12 protein-coding genes and 3 pseudogenes are annotated in these 15,332 nt (G+C 68.3%); 9 read left to right on the forward strand and 6 right to left on the reverse strand.

Annotated features, from left to right (window positions below):
* Positions 1-114: 114 nt before the first annotated feature.
* The 3 genes and pseudogenes from ACTWP6_RS18585 to ACTWP6_RS18595 all read left to right on the forward strand — a co-directional run.
* A pseudogene (locus tag ACTWP6_RS18585) lies at positions 115-702 on the forward strand (alpha/beta fold hydrolase); the annotation flags it as partial.
* Between the two features lie 274 nt (positions 703-976).
* Positions 977-1,870: pseudogene (locus ACTWP6_RS18590) on the forward strand (HAD family hydrolase).
* Between the two features lie 13 nt (positions 1,871-1,883).
* Positions 1,884-2,750 carry a formylglycine-generating enzyme family protein gene (locus ACTWP6_RS18595; RefSeq protein ID WP_443188494.1) on the forward strand — a complete coding sequence of 289 codons (867 nt, stop codon included), beginning with the start codon at positions 1,884-1,886 and terminating at the stop codon, positions 2,748-2,750.
* A 10-nt stretch (positions 2,751-2,760) separates the two neighbouring features.
* Here ACTWP6_RS18595 and ACTWP6_RS18600 read toward each other — a convergent pair.
* Both ACTWP6_RS18600 and ACTWP6_RS18605 read right to left on the reverse strand, forming a co-directional pair.
* A pseudogene (locus ACTWP6_RS18600) lies at positions 2,761-4,703 on the reverse strand (putative bifunctional diguanylate cyclase/phosphodiesterase).
* 546 nt (positions 4,704-5,249) lie between these two features.
* On the reverse strand, positions 5,250-5,714 hold the full coding sequence (locus tag ACTWP6_RS18605) for an SRPBCC family protein (RefSeq protein ID WP_260754868.1): 465 nt from the start codon (positions 5,712-5,714) through the stop codon (positions 5,250-5,252).
* A gap of 96 nt (positions 5,715-5,810) precedes the next feature.
* Between ACTWP6_RS18605 and ACTWP6_RS18610 the strand changes: the two genes are divergently transcribed.
* The 3 genes from ACTWP6_RS18610 to ACTWP6_RS18620 are packed head-to-tail and all read left to right on the forward strand — an operon-like array spanning position 5,811 to position 8,684.
* The gene (locus ACTWP6_RS18610; RefSeq protein WP_260754869.1) at positions 5,811-6,605 is read left to right on the forward strand and encodes an SDR family NAD(P)-dependent oxidoreductase; all 795 of its coding nucleotides are present in this window, start codon (positions 5,811-5,813) and stop codon (positions 6,603-6,605) included.
* Positions 6,606-6,613: 8 nt separating this feature from the next.
* A complete protein-coding gene (locus ACTWP6_RS18615) occupies positions 6,614-7,456 on the forward strand; it encodes an SDR family oxidoreductase (protein WP_260758249.1) in 843 nt (280 codons plus the stop codon).
* A gap of 43 nt (positions 7,457-7,499) precedes the next feature.
* Positions 7,500-8,684 (forward strand): AI-2E family transporter, encoded by a 1,185-nt coding sequence (locus ACTWP6_RS18620; protein WP_260754870.1) that lies wholly within the window; start codon positions 7,500-7,502, stop codon positions 8,682-8,684.
* On the opposite strand, the gene ACTWP6_RS18625 is transcribed toward ACTWP6_RS18620, so the two are convergent.
* Both ACTWP6_RS18625 and ACTWP6_RS18630 read right to left on the reverse strand, forming a co-directional pair.
* Positions 8,665-9,462: a dienelactone hydrolase family protein gene (locus ACTWP6_RS18625; RefSeq protein WP_260754871.1), complete on the reverse strand. Its 798-nt coding sequence runs from the start codon at positions 9,460-9,462 to the stop codon at positions 8,665-8,667. The genes ACTWP6_RS18620 and ACTWP6_RS18625 overlap by 20 nt on opposite strands.
* Before the next feature lie 13 nt (positions 9,463-9,475).
* Positions 9,476-10,189, reverse strand: a complete 714-nt coding sequence (locus ACTWP6_RS18630; protein ID WP_260754872.1) for a DUF4245 domain-containing protein — start codon at positions 10,187-10,189, stop codon at positions 9,476-9,478.
* 54 nt (positions 10,190-10,243) lie between these two features.
* Between ACTWP6_RS18630 and glpX the strand changes: the two genes are divergently transcribed.
* From glpX to ACTWP6_RS18645, 3 genes are all read left to right on the forward strand, one after another.
* Positions 10,244-11,305, forward strand: a complete 1,062-nt coding sequence (gene glpX / locus ACTWP6_RS18635; protein WP_260754873.1) for a class II fructose-bisphosphatase — start codon at positions 10,244-10,246, stop codon at positions 11,303-11,305.
* Positions 11,306-11,347: 42 nt separating this feature from the next.
* Positions 11,348-12,775, forward strand: a complete 1,428-nt coding sequence (locus ACTWP6_RS18640) for a class II fumarate hydratase (protein WP_260754874.1) — start codon at positions 11,348-11,350, stop codon at positions 12,773-12,775.
* Positions 12,776-12,946: 171 nt separating this feature from the next.
* Entirely contained in the window at positions 12,947-13,171 is a 225-nt protein-coding gene (locus tag ACTWP6_RS18645) for a hypothetical protein (RefSeq protein WP_260754875.1), read from the forward strand.
* Between the two features lie 7 nt (positions 13,172-13,178).
* Here the strand turns inward: ACTWP6_RS18645 and ACTWP6_RS18650 are convergent, their stop codons facing one another.
* Positions 13,179-13,964, reverse strand: a complete 786-nt coding sequence (locus tag ACTWP6_RS18650) for a polysaccharide deacetylase family protein (RefSeq protein WP_443188471.1) — start codon at positions 13,962-13,964, stop codon at positions 13,179-13,181.
* A 16-nt stretch (positions 13,965-13,980) separates the two neighbouring features.
* A complete protein-coding gene (locus tag ACTWP6_RS18655; RefSeq protein ID WP_260754877.1) occupies positions 13,981-15,318 on the reverse strand; it encodes a PhoH family protein in 1,338 nt (445 codons plus the stop codon).
* Positions 15,319-15,332 lie beyond the last annotated feature (14 nt).

Consider the following 15,332-nt stretch of genomic DNA (forward strand, 5'->3'; position numbering starts at 1 on the left):
GGATCGTCGCCGCGCCCACCCCTCCAACTCGGCCCGCTCGTCAGTGGTCAAGACAATCTTCGCGGCATGAGGTGTCGGCACAACCCAGTCTAACAACTAGATCGCAATTAATGACTCAGGACACTAGGCCGGCGCTGCGTGGTGGTCGAGCTACGTGGGCACGGCCAAAGTGATTCTCCGGCAACCGGTTACGATTCCGTGACGCTGAGCCGTGACGTCGGCGCGGTGGTCGACGACATCACCGACGGTCCGGTGCATTTGATGACGTTCTCGCGGGGAACGCCGTACGCGCTGGTCTGGGCGCTCGCCGATTCCGCACGCGTGCGTTCGGTGTCGATCGGCGATTACGTGCCCGAGGAGATCGTGCTCACCGAGGAGATCATGCTCGGTCTGCTCGGCGGTCGCTGGCGTGGGACACCGGTGCACCAGCGCGTCGACCGCGACGCCGGAATCGCCGTGGTGCGATCGGCGCGCCCTCAGTCGTTCTGGGAACCACTGTCGGTCTGGCAGCCGCCACTGCTCGCGGTACGCGCCATGAACAGCCCCCTGATCGACGACGCGACATGGGCGCGCTACCGGGACCTTTTCCCCACTGCGACGCTGCACGAGTTCGCCGATTCACCGCACGATATCTTCCGCCCCGACCGTGGCCGGTACCCGAGGCTGGTCCGAAAACACATCGACACCGTCGACGCCCGCTGATTCCTCGCCGAAACCCCTACCCGGCCCCAGCGATCAGCCTATGGTCGACGAAGGAGTCGATCGGCGGAGGAGTCGCCATGCCGAACGGAAAACCGAACATTCTCGTCATCTGGGGCGACGACATCGGCATCACCAATCTCAGCTGCTACAGCGACGGTCTGATGGGTTACCGCACCCCGAACATCGACCGCTTCGCCGCCGAGGGCATCCGCCGGCGAGCTTCACGATCGACCAGGCGCTCGAGAAGCTGCAGGAATTCCTGGCGAAGGACTAGATGCTCGAAACCTGGAACGAGGGCCCCGCCAAGGCCGCGATCATCGCGTTCGCCGAAGACGCCGCCCGGTAGGTCGACCCGCAGGAGCGAGTCGCCGTCTTCGACAACGACGGCACCCTGTGGTGTGAGAAACCGGCATACATCCAACTGGACTTCCTGATCCGCCGGCTGGCCGCCCAGGCCGCTGCGGACCCGTCGCTGACCGCGCGTCAGCCGTACCGCGCAGCGGCCGAGGGTGATCTGGCTTGGTTCGGCGACGCGGTGAGCAGGCACTACCAGGGGGACGACTCCGATCTCAAAACCCTTGCCGCAGCGATTCTCTCGGCCAATGTGTCGATCACCGTCGAGGATCACGCGGCGCGGGTGAACGCGTTCTTCGCCGATACCCGGCATCCGACGCTCGACCGGCCGTACACCGCGTGCGGCTACGCGCCGATGATCGAGTTGCTGCGCTTCCTGGAGTCACACGGCTTCACCAACTACATCGTCTCCGGCGGCGGACGCGATTTCATGCGCGCGGTGACGGGACAGATGTACGGCATCCCGCCCGAACGCGTGATCGGCAGCTCCGTCGGGCTGATCTATCAGAACGGCAGTCTGATCACCACCTCGCAACCGGAGTTCTTCGACGACGGTCCGGTCAAGCCGGTCCGCATCTGGGCCAGGATCGGCCGACGTCCGATCTTCGCGGCGGGAAACTCCAACGGCGACATCGAGATGCTGCAGTTCACCGGCGCGGGCGCCGGCCCGTCGATGTCGGTGCTCGTGCGCCACGACGACGCCGACCGCGAATTCGACTACAGCGCGGGCGCCGAGAAGGCGCTTGACCTGGCGGGTCCGCACGGCTGGGTGGTGGCCAGCATGCGCAGCGATTGGACCAGGATCTTTGCCTGAGCCCGGTGTCGGCATGGTGTGGATCCCGGAACAGACCTGCGTGCTCGGATCCGACGCGCACTACCCCGAGGAAAGGCCCGCGCGGGCCGTCGCCGTCGCCGGGTTCTGGATCCAGCCCAAGCAGGTGACCAATGCCCAGTTCGCCGAATTCGTCGCTGCGACAGGCTATCTCACGGTCGCCGAGCGCCCGCTCAACCCTGACGACTACCCGGGCGCGCCGACGGAGAACCTGCAGCCCGGTTCGATGGTGTTCACCAGAACCGCGGGCCCGGTGAATCTGCGCCATCTCAACCTGTGGTGGACGTGGACACCGGGCGCATGCTGGCGCCACCCGGCGGGCCCGTCGTCGTCGATCGAACGGCGGGCCGACCATCCCGTGGTGCACGTCGCATTCGAGGACGCCGCAGCCTACGCCGCATGGGCAGGGCTGGGGCTGCCCACCGAGGCACAGTGGGAGACCGCGGCCCGCGGCGGGCTGTCCGGTGCGACGTACACATGGGGCGACGATCCCGAACGGCCTGGGCAGCGGCTGGCGAACTACTGGCACGGTGAGTTCCCGTGGCGGCCCGACCGCGGCTACGGGCGCACCCGCCCGGTCGGCAGTTTCCCACCGAACGGCTACGGGTTGTTCGACATGGCGGGCAACGTCTGGGAGTGGACCACCGATTGGTACTCTGACCGCCCGGGTACGCGATCCTGTTGTGAGGCAGAAAGTTACGATCCTCATCAGCCACAGTTCAAGGTGCCGCGCAGGGTCGTCAAGGGTGGTTCGTTCCTGTGCGCCGACAGCTATTGCATGCGGTATCGCCCTGCGGCGCGCAGGCCGCAGCCGGTGGACACCGGCATGAGCCACATCGGATTCCGCTGCACGGCGCGGTGACTCGGGCCGATCAGGTGAGCTGGCCGGCCAATCGGACCAGATCCGGCACGGCGGAGGCGTCGATCGGCCTGCCGAAGTAGAAGCCCTGGCCGCCATCGCAACCGCTGTCACGCAGCCACTCCGCGGTGACATAATTCTCGATACCCTCGGCCACGACCGTCATCCCCAGCCCGTGGGTGAGCTCGATGACCGCACGCACCACGGTGGCCGCCCGGTGGTCGGTGGTCACCGAAGCGATGAAGTGGCGGTCCAGTTTGATCTCGTCGATCACCAGATCCCGCAGGTAGGACAAGGCCGAGTACCCACTACGAAGTCGTCGATGGCGACCCGAATTCCATGCCCGCGAAGCTGCTGGAGCACGACGGTGACCAGGTCGAGATCCTTGATGACGAGATCCTCGGTGATTTCGACGGTCAACAGCTCGGCGTCCAGGTTCCGGTCGTGCAGCGCCTGGGCCAGCCTCTCCGGCAACCCGGTGTCGCGCAGATAGGGGGCGAACAGGTTCACCGCGACGGGCATCTGCGTGCCGGCCGCCACCCACCGCGCCGCGTCGTCGAGCACCTTGTCGATCACCAGGTCGGTCACCGGGCGCATTAGGCCGTGCTCACGGACCAGCTGCATGAAGGCACCGGGGTGCAACAACCCCAACTCCGGATGCGGCCACCGCAACAGCGCTTCGACGCCGGCGACGCGGGCGGTGCGCAGGTCCACCTTGGGCTGATAGGCAAGGTCCAGTTCGCCGTTGTCGACGGCAGCGCGCAGCTCACCCAGCAGGCGGACCCTGGCCGCGCCGCCGCCCGAGACCCGATCGGTGTCGTCGGCGGGCTGCCAGGTCGCCATGCCGACATGGAAGAAGCGGACGTGCGAGGAACGCGAGTCCTTCGCGGCGCGCACCGCAATGGCGGCGCGTTCCAGCAAGGTGTCGGGGGTGAGATCCCGGTCGTGCGGTGACGCTACGGCCACTCCGACCCGGCATCGGATCGACACTTGCTGCCCGTCGACGGTGAACGGCTCGTCGAAGGTCTCGACAGCCCAACGCAGGATCCGGCGGGAGTCGTCGACGTCGCCCTCCAGCAGCAACACGAATTCGTCGCCGCCGCGGCGGCCGACTGTGTCGCCGGGCCGCAGGCAGGCCGCGATCCGGCGGCCGGCGTGCACCAGCAGCCGGTCTGCCGCCGGATGTCCCAGGTTCTCGTTGACGAACGAGAAATCGTCGAGATCCAGCATGGCCACGACCACCACCCGGTCGTCACGGGACTGCATCGTCAACGCGTGGGTCAGCCGGTCGTGGAACAGCGCCGTGTTGGCCAAACCGGTCAAAGGATCTCGGAAGGCTTGATCGGCCACGGCGCTCAACAATTGCCGGTTCTCCCAGGCTGACACCGCTTGTCTGCAGCACACCGCGACGGCAACCATCGGAACGACGAAGGACTCCATGCCCGACATGATCAGCGGCGGGGCCACCGTCCCGGCCAACAGTAGCGGCACGTACGGCGCCCACAGCGAGGTGTTGGACGGAACCGAGACCGTCTGCGCGCGGGGCGGCGGCGTCTTGCGAGCCAGCGCAGCGGCGGCACAGACCGCCACAAGAGGCAGGGCCCAACCGATGACGAGGTAACCACCTGTCTGGTAGCTGCCCACTGCGACGGCGTAGGCGAACGCGCTGTCGGTGATCGTCATCAGCGCAAAACCCCCGGCGAGCAGTACCAGCACCGCGCGGTGCCGGACGTCGACACGGGCGAGCACCGCGACCGTCACCGCCAGGATCACGATGTCGGCCGCGGGGTAGAAGAAGGCCAGCCCCAGCGCCAATCGGTCTTCGCGGTAGGTGTCGTACACGCTCGTCAGCGCAAAGATCCAGGCCAAGAAGAACGTGCACAGCGCGATCGTGACGCCGTCGAGCGCGATGCGCAGCCTGGCCGCTTGCCGGGACCAGTGGTCCGACGGCGCCATCGCCAGCACGGCCGGGACGGCCAGCACACGCCAGGTAGAAGAAGTCCGCCGGTGACGGGAAGGGCTCGACGTGGAACACAAACTCGGAGGCGAACCAGATCATGTCCGCGAGCGCCCACGCGGCCAGCGCCGCCGCCATCATCAACCACGCGGCACGCATCCGCCCCTGCAGCGATCGAGCCGCGAGGATGGCGCACCCGGTGGTGTAGGTCGACAGCCCCAGGATGACGAGGTCGTCGATCAGCGGCGGCACCGCACCGCCTCCGTCGACCACGATCAGGATTGCCAGCCCGACCGTCATACCGATCGGAGCCGCCATGCCGCCCACGCCGAAGGCCGGACACGGCCCGCCCCCGCAGCGTTCACCCGCCTTACCACTGCTCGTTGCCCCGCTTCGTTCCGGCACGCCTACGCCGGTGTGTCACCAGACGCTAACGCAAAAACTCGTTCCGAACGCAAATTTGCTGGAGATCCGTTCCGGTCCGAGGGCCGACCGGTGCCGCTGACTACGACGGCGCGAGGACGGACCTGCGGCGGTGAGCGCCGTCAGGCATTCTCGGCGGTCTGCTTGATCGCCGCGAGCGTGGCAGGGATCCCGCTGCGGGCCGCCTCGCTGCGCGTGCGGATCTCTGCCTCGGTGGTGTCACCGAAACGTTCGTGGAATCCGCTCACCCCTTTGGGCAAGAGTTCCCACGACTCGGTGAGGAGGGTGCCGCCGTTCTCGTCGGCCATCTCGTAGCCCCAGTACACCCAGCCGTTGTTGACCTCCCAGGCGAACTTGCGGCCGGGGTCGGCGGCGACGACCGCAGACCTCGTCTCCCACGTCCGCTCCGGGGTCTCGTTGCGCCCGGTGAACCATGACCCGACCGACGGTCCGGCCCCCTCGTCCCACCAACAGGCCTTGCAGATCGGAGCCCAGTCACCCATTCGGGTGATGTCGGACACCAGCGCGTAAACCTCATCGGGTGAGGCGGCCACGAAGATCGACTCGGACATCTTCAACTCGGTCACCCGCCAGAGTCTGCCAGTCACACCATGGCTATTGCGCTTTCGGGTTCGGGGTGTGACTTTAGAACGCGTCAATTCCGTCGTCGAAAGGCCAACCGGATGAGCAACGGCAGCGTGCGGACCGCCGGTGGGGACCGCAGGGCGGTCGTCGTCGGCGGCGCGTCCGGTATCGGCTGGGCGACCGCGACGGCGCTTGCAGGCCGGGGATGCCAGGTGACGGTCGCGGACCGCAACCACGAGGCGGCCCGCGAGCGCGCCGCCGAGCTTGGCGATCCGCACGACGCGGCGTACGTCGACGTGACCGACGAGGACTCGGTGGAGCGGCTGTTCGACTGCGTCGGGCCACTCGACATCGCGGTGAACTGCGCGGGGTTCAGCAACGTCGGACTGATCACCGACATGCCCGCGGCGGACTTCCGTGCGGTCATCGACGTCTGCCTCAACGGGGCGTTCATCGTGACCAAACACGCCGGCAGGCATCTGCGCGAAGGTGGCTCGCTGGTGCAGATCAGCTCGCTCAACGGCCGCCAGCCGGCGGCCGGGATGAGCGCCTACTGCGCGGCCAAGGCTGGGCTGTCGATGCTCACCCAGGTCGCCGCCCTGGAGATGGGGCCGCGCGGCATCCGCGTCAACGCGGTCGCGCCCGGTTTCGTGCACACACCGCTGACCGCCGCCGCCGCATCGGTGCCCGGTGTGGTCGAGGACTATGTCGACAACACCGCGCTCGGCCGCGCCGGCACGCCCGAGGACATCGCGAATGCCGTTGTCTACCTGTGTGACCCGGGCTCGGCCTGGTTGACCGGCGAGGTGCTCGACATCAACGGTGGCGCTCACCTGAAGCGCTACCCCGACGTCATGGGCCACGTGATGAAGCTGGTGGAACAGTCCTCGTGAGACAGGCAGTGCGGACGCGAGGAGCAAGACACGCAGTAGTCACGGGCGGCGGGTCCGGGATCGGTGCCGCGCTGTGCCGGGCCCTCGATCGGGCCGGGGACCACGTCGTGTGCACCGACATCGATCTCGCGGCGGCCGAGGCGGTGGTGTCGACACTGAGCCCGCGGGCCCGGGCGGTAGGCCTGGACGTCACCGGCGCCGCCGCGGTGCAGGCCGTCGTCGACGAGGTGGTGGCGCGGGAGGGCCGACTGGACCTGATGTTCAACAACGCCGGCATCGTGTGGGGCGGCGACACCGAGCTGCTGACCCTGGACCAGTGGAACGCGATCATCGACGTGAACCTGCGCGGCGTCGTGCACGGGGTGGCGGGGGCGTACCCGCAGATGCTTCGTCAGGGCCACGGACACATCATCAACACCGCGTCGATGGCCGGCCTGGCCGCTGCCGGCCAGGTGACCAGCTATGTGGCGACCAAACACGCCGTCGTCGGCCTCTCGATGGCGCTGCGATCAGAGGCGGTGCCGCGCGGGGTGGGTGTGCTGGTGGTCTGCCCCGCCGCCGTGGAGACCCCGATCCTGGACAAGGGCGCCGTGGGCGGGTTCGTGGGCCGCGACTACTTCCTGCAGGCCCAGGGAGGCAAAGCCTACGACGCCGACCGGTTGGCGTGCGACACGCTGCGCGCGATCGACCGCAACAAGGCCATCCTCGTCAAACCAGCTGCCGCACAAGCTCAATGGTGGTTCGCCCGGCTGGCCCCAGCCGTGATGAACCGGTTCGCGATGAAATTCGTCAGCCGGCAGCGCTCCCGGCAGGTGGGGAGATACCCGTCCCGTACCACCGACAGCGGATAGGGTTGCGTTCGGCATCCGAACGGGCGGGGTCGGGAGGGCGTGCATGAGAAACGAGTTCACCCTCACCCAGAAGCGCGCGCTGGCGGTGCTGACGGTGGTGGCGGTGGCGTTCGGCGTGTACTTCCTGCGCAGCTATGTGCTGCTCATCGCGGTATCGGCGGTGTTGGCCTACCTGTTCACGCCGCTGTTCAACTGGCTGCGTGGCCGGATGAGACCGGCCGCTGCGGCGACGCTGACTCTGCTGGCCGCGATCGCGACCGTGGCGCTGCCGCTGGCGGGTGTCGCCTTCCTGGCCTTCCTGCAGATCAGCCAGATGGTGACGAGCATCGGGCACTGGGTCGAGCAGACCGACTTCACCGCGCTGGCCCAGCGACTGCTGGATTCGGCCAACGAACTGCTGGCCCGTGTCCCCTTCGTGAACACCAGGCTGACACCGGACTCGGTGCGTGACGCGCTTGCCACTGTCGGTCAGAAGGGCGGCGAGTTCGCACTGGATATCGCCCGCGAGTCGGTCGGCGGGATCGTCGCCACGGTCACCGGGCTGATCATCTTCATCTATGTGTTCCTGGCACTGCTGACCAACGGCACCAAGGTGCTCGATCTGTTCCGCGACCTCAACCCGTTGGGAGAGCAGGTCTCCGACATCTACCTGGACAAGATCGGGGCGATGGTATCGGCAACGGTCAAGGGGCAGTTCATCATCGCCGTCTGTCAGGGTGTCGCCGGAGCGATCTCGGTGTACGTCGCGGGCCTCCACGACGGCTTCTTCATGTTCGTGATCTTCCTGACCGTGCTGTCGTTCATCCCACTGGGCAGCGGCATCGTGACGATCCCGCTGGGCATCGGCATGGCCATCTTCGGCAATCCGGCGGGCGGCCTGTTCGTCATCATCTTCCACATCGTCGTGACCACGAACATCGACAACGTGCTGCGTCCGTTCCTGGTGCCCAGGAGCGCGCATCTGCATCCGGCGCTGATGCTGCTCTCGGTGTTCGCCGGCCTGCAGATGTTCGGCTTCATCGGCATCGTGCTGGGACCGGTGCTGATGATCGCCATCGTGACGACGATCAGCGTGCACCGGGTGGTGTACAAGGGCGCGCCGATGGAGTCCATCACCGGCACCGACGCAGACCGGTCCGATGACGACGCGGCCCGGCAGACCCCGTGGTGGCGCAGGCTGCTGCCGGGGAAACCGAAATCGGCTCCGGTTAAGTCAGCCGCTCCTTGAGGAATTGGACGACGCGCTTGCGCGCCTCGTAGGCGGGATGACCGTCGCGTTCCACCACCTGATCGGTGAGCACCGAGTGCGCCGCACGGCCGATGCCGTCGGGGTTGCCCCGCTTGGAGCTGATCTCGATGACCTCGAACGCGTCCCCGAGCCGGGACTTGAGAGTGCGCAAGCGCGCCGCCGGCGCCATCGGGTCCTCGCTGAAGCGCAAGCCCAGCGCGCACAATCCCTCGTCGGCGGCGCGACGCTCGATGACCTTGAGTTCGGCCTCCGACACACCGGGGTCGCGGCGCCGGCTCGGGGTCAGCGGCAGCGGTAGCGACGGCTGGCTCATCACCGGCGCGAGCACGGCGTCGTCGACCGCGGCGGCCAGGGCGAATCCGCCCGTGAAGCACTGACCGATCACCCCGACGCCTTTCCCCGGCGTCTGTGCGTTCAGTTCCCGCGCGAGCGCGCGCAGGTAGTGCGCCACCGGACGGTCGGCGTTGGTGGCGAACGCCGCGAACTCCTTGGCGATGCACCCCTTCACCAGCACGGGCAGCGCCCCCGGACTCAGTGCCGGCTTGCCCGGCGTGCCGAACAGCGACGGCGCCCACACCGTGAAGCCGTTGTCCACCAGATGATTCCCTAGGGCGAGCACCCCCGGGTGCAGTCCGGGCATCTCCGGGATGAGCACGACGCCGGGGCCCTCTCCCTTGCGGTACACGTCATAGCTGAGGCCGGCCGCGGTGAACGGCTCGGCGGTCCATCCGCGCAGATCTGCCTCTGGTCCGCTCATGGCTTCTCCTGGGTTACGCGACCGGCAGCGGCGCCTGGGATTGCGTCGCCGCGGCCAGCGTACGGTACTCGTCGGTACCCGCGGCGCCGCTCACGGCGAGTTGCGCGGGCCCGGTCGGTCCGCGGACCTGCGCGGTCCACACCGGCTCGTTGGGTTTGCCGTCGCTCTCCCCGCCCTCGTAGACCACCCACCGGACTCCGTCGACGTCCTGAACGCCGGTCGGCACCAGCTCGGGGCTGAACGACGCGACGAGCTTGTCCTCGTCGGCGTTGCTCTGGGTGACACCGAGGTACATCCCGCTCGGGGTCAGGTAGCCGACGACAGCGCCGACCGCGCGGACGGACTGACCGGTGACCGGGTCGGTGCGGCCGCCCTCGATTCCCTTGCGGCTGCCCGAATTGGCCTGCCAACCGTCGGGCAGCTGCGGCACCCGGATCGGGATGCCGAGCGCGTCGGCGTCGGCCCGCAGGGCGGCGGCCGCGTCGTAGTCGGGCGCCGGCCCCGGGCCGGGACCGGTCGGGGCGAACGAGCACATGCCCAGCAGGCCGGCCAGTACCAGGCAGGCGACCACCAGCGGGGCCATCGACCAGAACATGTCGCGGCCGTCCTGCAGCAGCCGCGACTTGGCGGGCGGCGCCACCGGCGTGACGACATAGTCGACAGGGCGCTGGCCTGCGGTGCCGGGTTCACCGGTGACCTCGTGGCCCGGCTCGGGCGGCATCGTCATGGCTGCCAGTATCCCAGCTCCCAATTGTGAACCCGCTAATGGGACAATCTGCCCATGACTTCACCGGATGCTCATCGCGCAAGCGGCTCATCGACCTCTCGGCGTGAAGCCCCGGACCGAAATCTCGCCCTTGAGCTCGTGCGGGTGACCGAGGCCGGCGCGATGGCGGCGGGCCGCTGGGTCGGCCGCGGCGACAAGGAAGGCGGCGACGGCGCGGCCGTCGACGCGATGCGTCAGTTGGTGAACTCCGTGTCGATGCGCGGCGTGGTCGTCATCGGCGAGGGAGAGAAAGACAACGCGCCGATGCTCTACAACGGCGAGGAAGTCGGCAACGGCGACGGGCCCGACTGCGACTTCGCCGTCGACCCGGTCGACGGCACCACGCTGATGAGCAAGGGGATGCCCAACGCCATCTCGGTCCTCGCGGTCGCTGAACGCGGCGCGATGTTCGACCCGTCGGCGGTGTTCTACATGAACAAGATCGCCGCCGGGCCCGACGTCGCCGACTTCATCGACATCACGTCCCCGATCGCGGCGAACATCCAGCGCATCGCCAAGGTCCGCAAGGCATCGGTCTCCGACATCACCGTGTGCATCCTGGACCGCCCCCGCCACACCAAGCTGATGGCCGAGGTGCGTGAGGCAGGCGCCCGCATTCGGCTGATCTCCGACGGTGATGTCGCCGGCGCCATCTCGGCGTGCCGGCCCGACTCGGGCACCGACCTGCTGGTCGGTATCGGCGGCACCCCCGAGGGCATCATCACCGCCGCGGCCATCCGGTGTATGGGCGGCGAGATCCAGGCCACGCTGGCGCCCACCGACGACGCGGAGCGCCAGAAGGCCGTCGACCGGGGCTACGACCTGGACCGGGTGCTGACGACCACCGACCTGGTGTCCGGTGAGAACGTGTTCTTCTGCGCCACCGGCGTCACCGACGGTGATCTGCTCAAGGGTGTGCGGTTCTTCGGGGGCGGCTGCACCACCCAGTCGATCGTGATGCGGTCGAAGTCGGGCACCGTCCGCATGATCGAGGCCTATCACCGGCTCTCCAAACTCAACGAGTACTCCGCAGTGAACTTCACCGGCGACAAGACCGCCGCCTATCCGTTGCCGTAACCCGTAACCATCCCGCCTATCACAAGACGAACAGGGAGCCGCATGGCCGACAACAGCGCCGTTGACAACCAGGCCGAGTACCGCATCGAGCACGACACCATGGGCGAGGTCCGGGTGCCCAAGAACGCGCTGTGGCGCGCCCAGACCCAGCGTGCGGTGGAGAACTTCCCGATCTCGTTCCGGCCGCTGGAGCGCACCCAGATCCGCGCGCTGGGTCTGCTCAAGGGCGCCTGCGCTCAGGTGAACAAGGACCTCGGCCTGCTGGCCGCGGAGAAGGCCGACGCGATCATCGCCGCCGCGGCCGAGATCGCCGACGGCCGCCACGACGACCAATTCCCGATCGACGTGTTCCAGACCGGGTCGGGCACCAGCTCGAACATGAACACCAACGAGGTGATCGCAAGTATCGCCGCGGGCTTCGATCCTCCTGTCACGGTGCACCCGAACGACGACGTCAACATGTCGCAGAGCTCCAATGACACCTTCCCCACCGCCACTCACATCGCAGCCACCGAAGCCGCTGTGCGCCATCTGATCCCGGCTCTGGAGGTGCTGCACGAGTCGCTGGAGGCCAAGGCCCGGCAGTGGCGCACCACGGTGAAGTCCGGTCGCACCCACCTGATGGACGCGGTGCCGGTGACCCTGGGCCAGGAGTTCGGCGGCTACGCCCGCCAGATCCAGGCCGGCATCGAGAGGGTCAAGGCGACCCTGCCGCGACTCGGCGAGCTGGCGATCGGCGGCACGGCCGTCGGCACCGGGCTGAACGCGCCGGACGACTTCGGGGCCAGGGTGGTCGAGGTGCTCGTCGACCAGACCGGCATCGCCGAATTGCGTCCGGCGGTCGACAATTTCGAGGCCCAGGCCGCGCGCGACGGACTCGTCGAGGCGTCGGGCGCGCTGAAGACAATCGCGGTGTCGCTGACCAAGATCGCCAACGACATCCGGTGGATGGGTTCCGGCCCGCTGACCGGCCTGGGCGAGCTGCAGCTGCCCGATCTGCAGCCGGGCAGCTCGATCATGCCGGGCAAGGTCAACCCCGTCATCCCCGAGGCCGTCACCCAGGTGGCCGCGCAGGTCATCGGCAACGACGCGGCTGTCACCGTCGGCGGGCTGTCGGGCGCCTTCGAGCTCAACGTCTACATCCCGATGATGGCCCGCAATGTGCTGGAGTCGTTCACGCTGCTGTCGAACGTGTCGAAGCTGTTCGCCACCAAGTGCATCGACGGCCTGGTGGCCAACGAGGACCGCCTGCGTGAGCTGGCGGAATCGTCGCCGTCGATCGTGACGCCGCTGAATTCCGCGATCGGCTACGAGGAGGCGGCCAAGGTCGCCAAGCAGGCGCTGGCGGAGAAGAAGACGATCCGGCAGACGGTCATCGACCGCGGCCTGATCGGTGAGAAGCTCTCCGAAGAGGAGCTCGACCGACGGCTGGACGTGCTGGCAATGGCCAAGGTGCGCGACGAGCGCTAGCGCGAGGAGCCAACAGCAGAGGTCGGGCGCCAGTACTGATTCCTGCCCCCGAGATCTGCCAATCGCCTGACGAATCGTCAAGACCGGCACAAGATTAGGGGGCATCGGACTCGCTGCCGGCGCCTGGACGTGGCGGCGGGTCGCTCCCCCAGGCAGGAATCAGGAGGTGCGGTGTCCGCTTATCCCGACCCCGCAATCGCATCGTCCCCAAGCACTCTGGTCACGACGGCCACCAGCCAGCCCGCGCTGCGCACCGGCGCCGTCGTGCTGGGTCTGGCCTCGCTGGTCGACCTGTCGAGGGCCAAACGCAGCCGGGGTGGCGCGGATCGCGTGCTGGCGATGTCGGGGGCGGCCGCGGCGGGCTGGTTCCTGGTCGAGGGGTGCAAGCAGCGCTGACGCGGGCTCAGCGCCCGGGCTCGGTCAGATCGAAGGCCGGCGGACCGTTCGCGCGCCCGCCGTACAGGCTCCCGGGCGCCCGTGGGCCGAGCAGCTGCGAGACCGTCACCAGGTGGTAGCCGTTGGCGGTGAGCACCGGCAGGAACTCGGCCATCAGCTCGACCGTCGACGCGAACGTATCGTGCAGCAGCACCACCGATCCCGGGCGGATGTGGCTCATCAGGAGTCGGCGGGTGGCCGCGGTGTCGGCGGCGTGCTGCCAGTCGTGGGGCACGACGTCCCAGTTGACCGCGGCCAGGCCCTGCCGTCGCGCCTCGGCGAGCACCGTGTCGTCGATCGCGCCGAAACCGGTCCGCGCGAGTGTCGGGGTCTGACCCGTCGCGGCCTGGATCGCCGCGGTGGCCCAGCGCAGCTGCGCGGCGATCTCCTCCGGGGGCAGCGTCGTCATGTCCGGGTGCTGCCACGTGTGATTGCCGATCTCCATTCCGGCTTCGGCGATGCGGCGGGCCGCGGCCGGGTCGGCGGCCACCTTGTCGCCGATCAGGAAGAACGTCGCGCGAGCGTCGTTGTCCCGCAGTATCTGAAGAAGGCGGTCGGTGAAGGGGCCCGGGCCGTCGTCGAACGTCAGTGCCACGCACTTGACGCGTGCGCAGTCCGCCGTGGACGCGGCGGCGGGAGCAGCGACGGGGCCGGCCAGACCACCCGTCACCAGCGCCGCCACCACCGCGACGAAGCGGAACCGGCGCGCGAAGGCACGCTGGGTGCCGCGTTGCGCGCCGGATCCACTCGTCACGGTCGGAACGGTCGGGTCACGGCAGGGCGCCCGGGCTGATCTCCTCCAGCATCTCGGTCACCAGGGCCGCGATCGGCGACCGCTCGCTGCGCAGCAGGGTGATGTGGGCGAACAGCGGATGACCTTTGAGCTTCTCGATCACCGCGGCGACCCCGTCGTGCCGACCGACGCGCAGGTTGTCCCGTTGCGCCACATCGTGGGTCAGGACGACCCGCGACCCGGCGCCGAGCCGTGAGAGCACGGTCAGCAGCACGTTGCGCTCCAGCGACTGGGCTTCGTCGACGATCACGAAGGAGTCGTGCAGCGAGCGCCCGCGGATATGGGTCAGCGGCAGTACCTCGAGCATGCCGCGGGACAGCACTTCCTCCAGCACGGCCGGGCTGGCGAGGCCTTCGAGGGTGTCGAAGACGGCCTGGGCCCAGGGACCCATCTTCTCGCTCTCGCTGCCGGGCAGATACCCCAGGTCCTGTCCGCCGACGGCGTAGAGCGGGCGGAACACCACGACCTTGCGCTGGGTGCGCCGCTCCAACACGGCTTCCAGGCCCGCGCACAGCGCCAGGGCCGACTTGCCGGTGCCGGCTTTTCCGCCGAGCGAGACGATGCCGACCGATTCGTCGAGCAGAAGATCGAGGGCGACGCGCTGCTCGGCGGACCTTCCCCGGAGGCCGAACACCTCGCGATCACCTCGTACCAACTGCACCAACTTGTCGGCGTTGACGCGCCCGAGTGCGTGAGAGTTGCTGCCCAGCAGGCGGATTCCGGTGTGGCACGGCAGGTCTCGGGTGACTTCGAGATCGACCTCGCCGTCGGCGAACAGCGCGTCGATGTCCTCGCCGGCCACCTCCACCTCGGTCATGCCGGTCCACCCGGAGGTCACCACGTCCTGGGCGTGGTATTCGTCGGCGAGCAGGCCGACCGCGCCGGCCTTCACGCGCAGCGGGATGTCCTTGCTGACCAGCGTGACGCGCTTGCCCTCGGCGGCGAGGTTGGCGGCCACGGTGAGGATCCGGGCGTCGTTGCTGTCGTTGCGAAAGCCGGCCGGCAGCACCGTGGGATCGCTGTGGTTCAGCTCGACGTGCAACGTACCGCCTTCTGTCCCAACGGGAATGGGCTCGTCGAGGCGGCCGTGTTCCAGGCGTAGGTCGTCGAACATGCGCAAGGCCTGTCGGGCGAACCAACCCAACTCGTGGTGGTGACGTTTGGCTTCCAGCTCGCTGATGACGACCAGCGGGACCACCACTTCGTGTTCGGCGAACCTTGTGAAGGCCCAGGGATCGGACAGCAACACGGAGGTGTCGAGCACGTAGGTCCGGAGTTCGGATGGCCGGTCCGGACGGGTGAGCGAATCAGTCACGTAGCGCTCCTCGA

Source organism: Mycobacterium sp. 4D054, assembly GCF_052245755.1.
Classification (GTDB): Bacteria; Actinomycetota; Actinomycetes; order Mycobacteriales; family Mycobacteriaceae; genus Mycobacterium.

Excerpts from the sequence above, each read along its gene's own strand:
- ACTWP6_RS18625 (WP_260754871.1), bottom strand. The coding sequence starts at position 9,462 with ATGAGCGGACCAGAGGCAGATCTGCGCGGATGGACCGCCGAGCCGTTC.
- ACTWP6_RS18630 (WP_260754872.1), bottom strand. The coding sequence starts at position 10,189 with ATGACGATGCCGCCCGAGCCGGGCCACGAGGTCACCGGTGAACCCGGC.
- ACTWP6_RS18620 (WP_260754870.1), top strand. The coding sequence starts at position 7,500 with ATGAGAAACGAGTTCACCCTCACCCAGAAGCGCGCGCTGGCGGTGCTG.
- ACTWP6_RS18595 (WP_443188494.1), top strand. The coding sequence starts at position 1,884 with ATGGTGTGGATCCCGGAACAGACCTGCGTGCTCGGATCCGACGCGCAC.
- ACTWP6_RS18610 (WP_260754869.1), top strand. The coding sequence starts at position 5,811 with ATGAGCAACGGCAGCGTGCGGACCGCCGGTGGGGACCGCAGGGCGGTC.
- glpX (WP_260754873.1), top strand. The coding sequence starts at position 10,244 with ATGACTTCACCGGATGCTCATCGCGCAAGCGGCTCATCGACCTCTCGG.
- ACTWP6_RS18640 (WP_260754874.1), top strand. The coding sequence starts at position 11,348 with ATGGCCGACAACAGCGCCGTTGACAACCAGGCCGAGTACCGCATCGAG.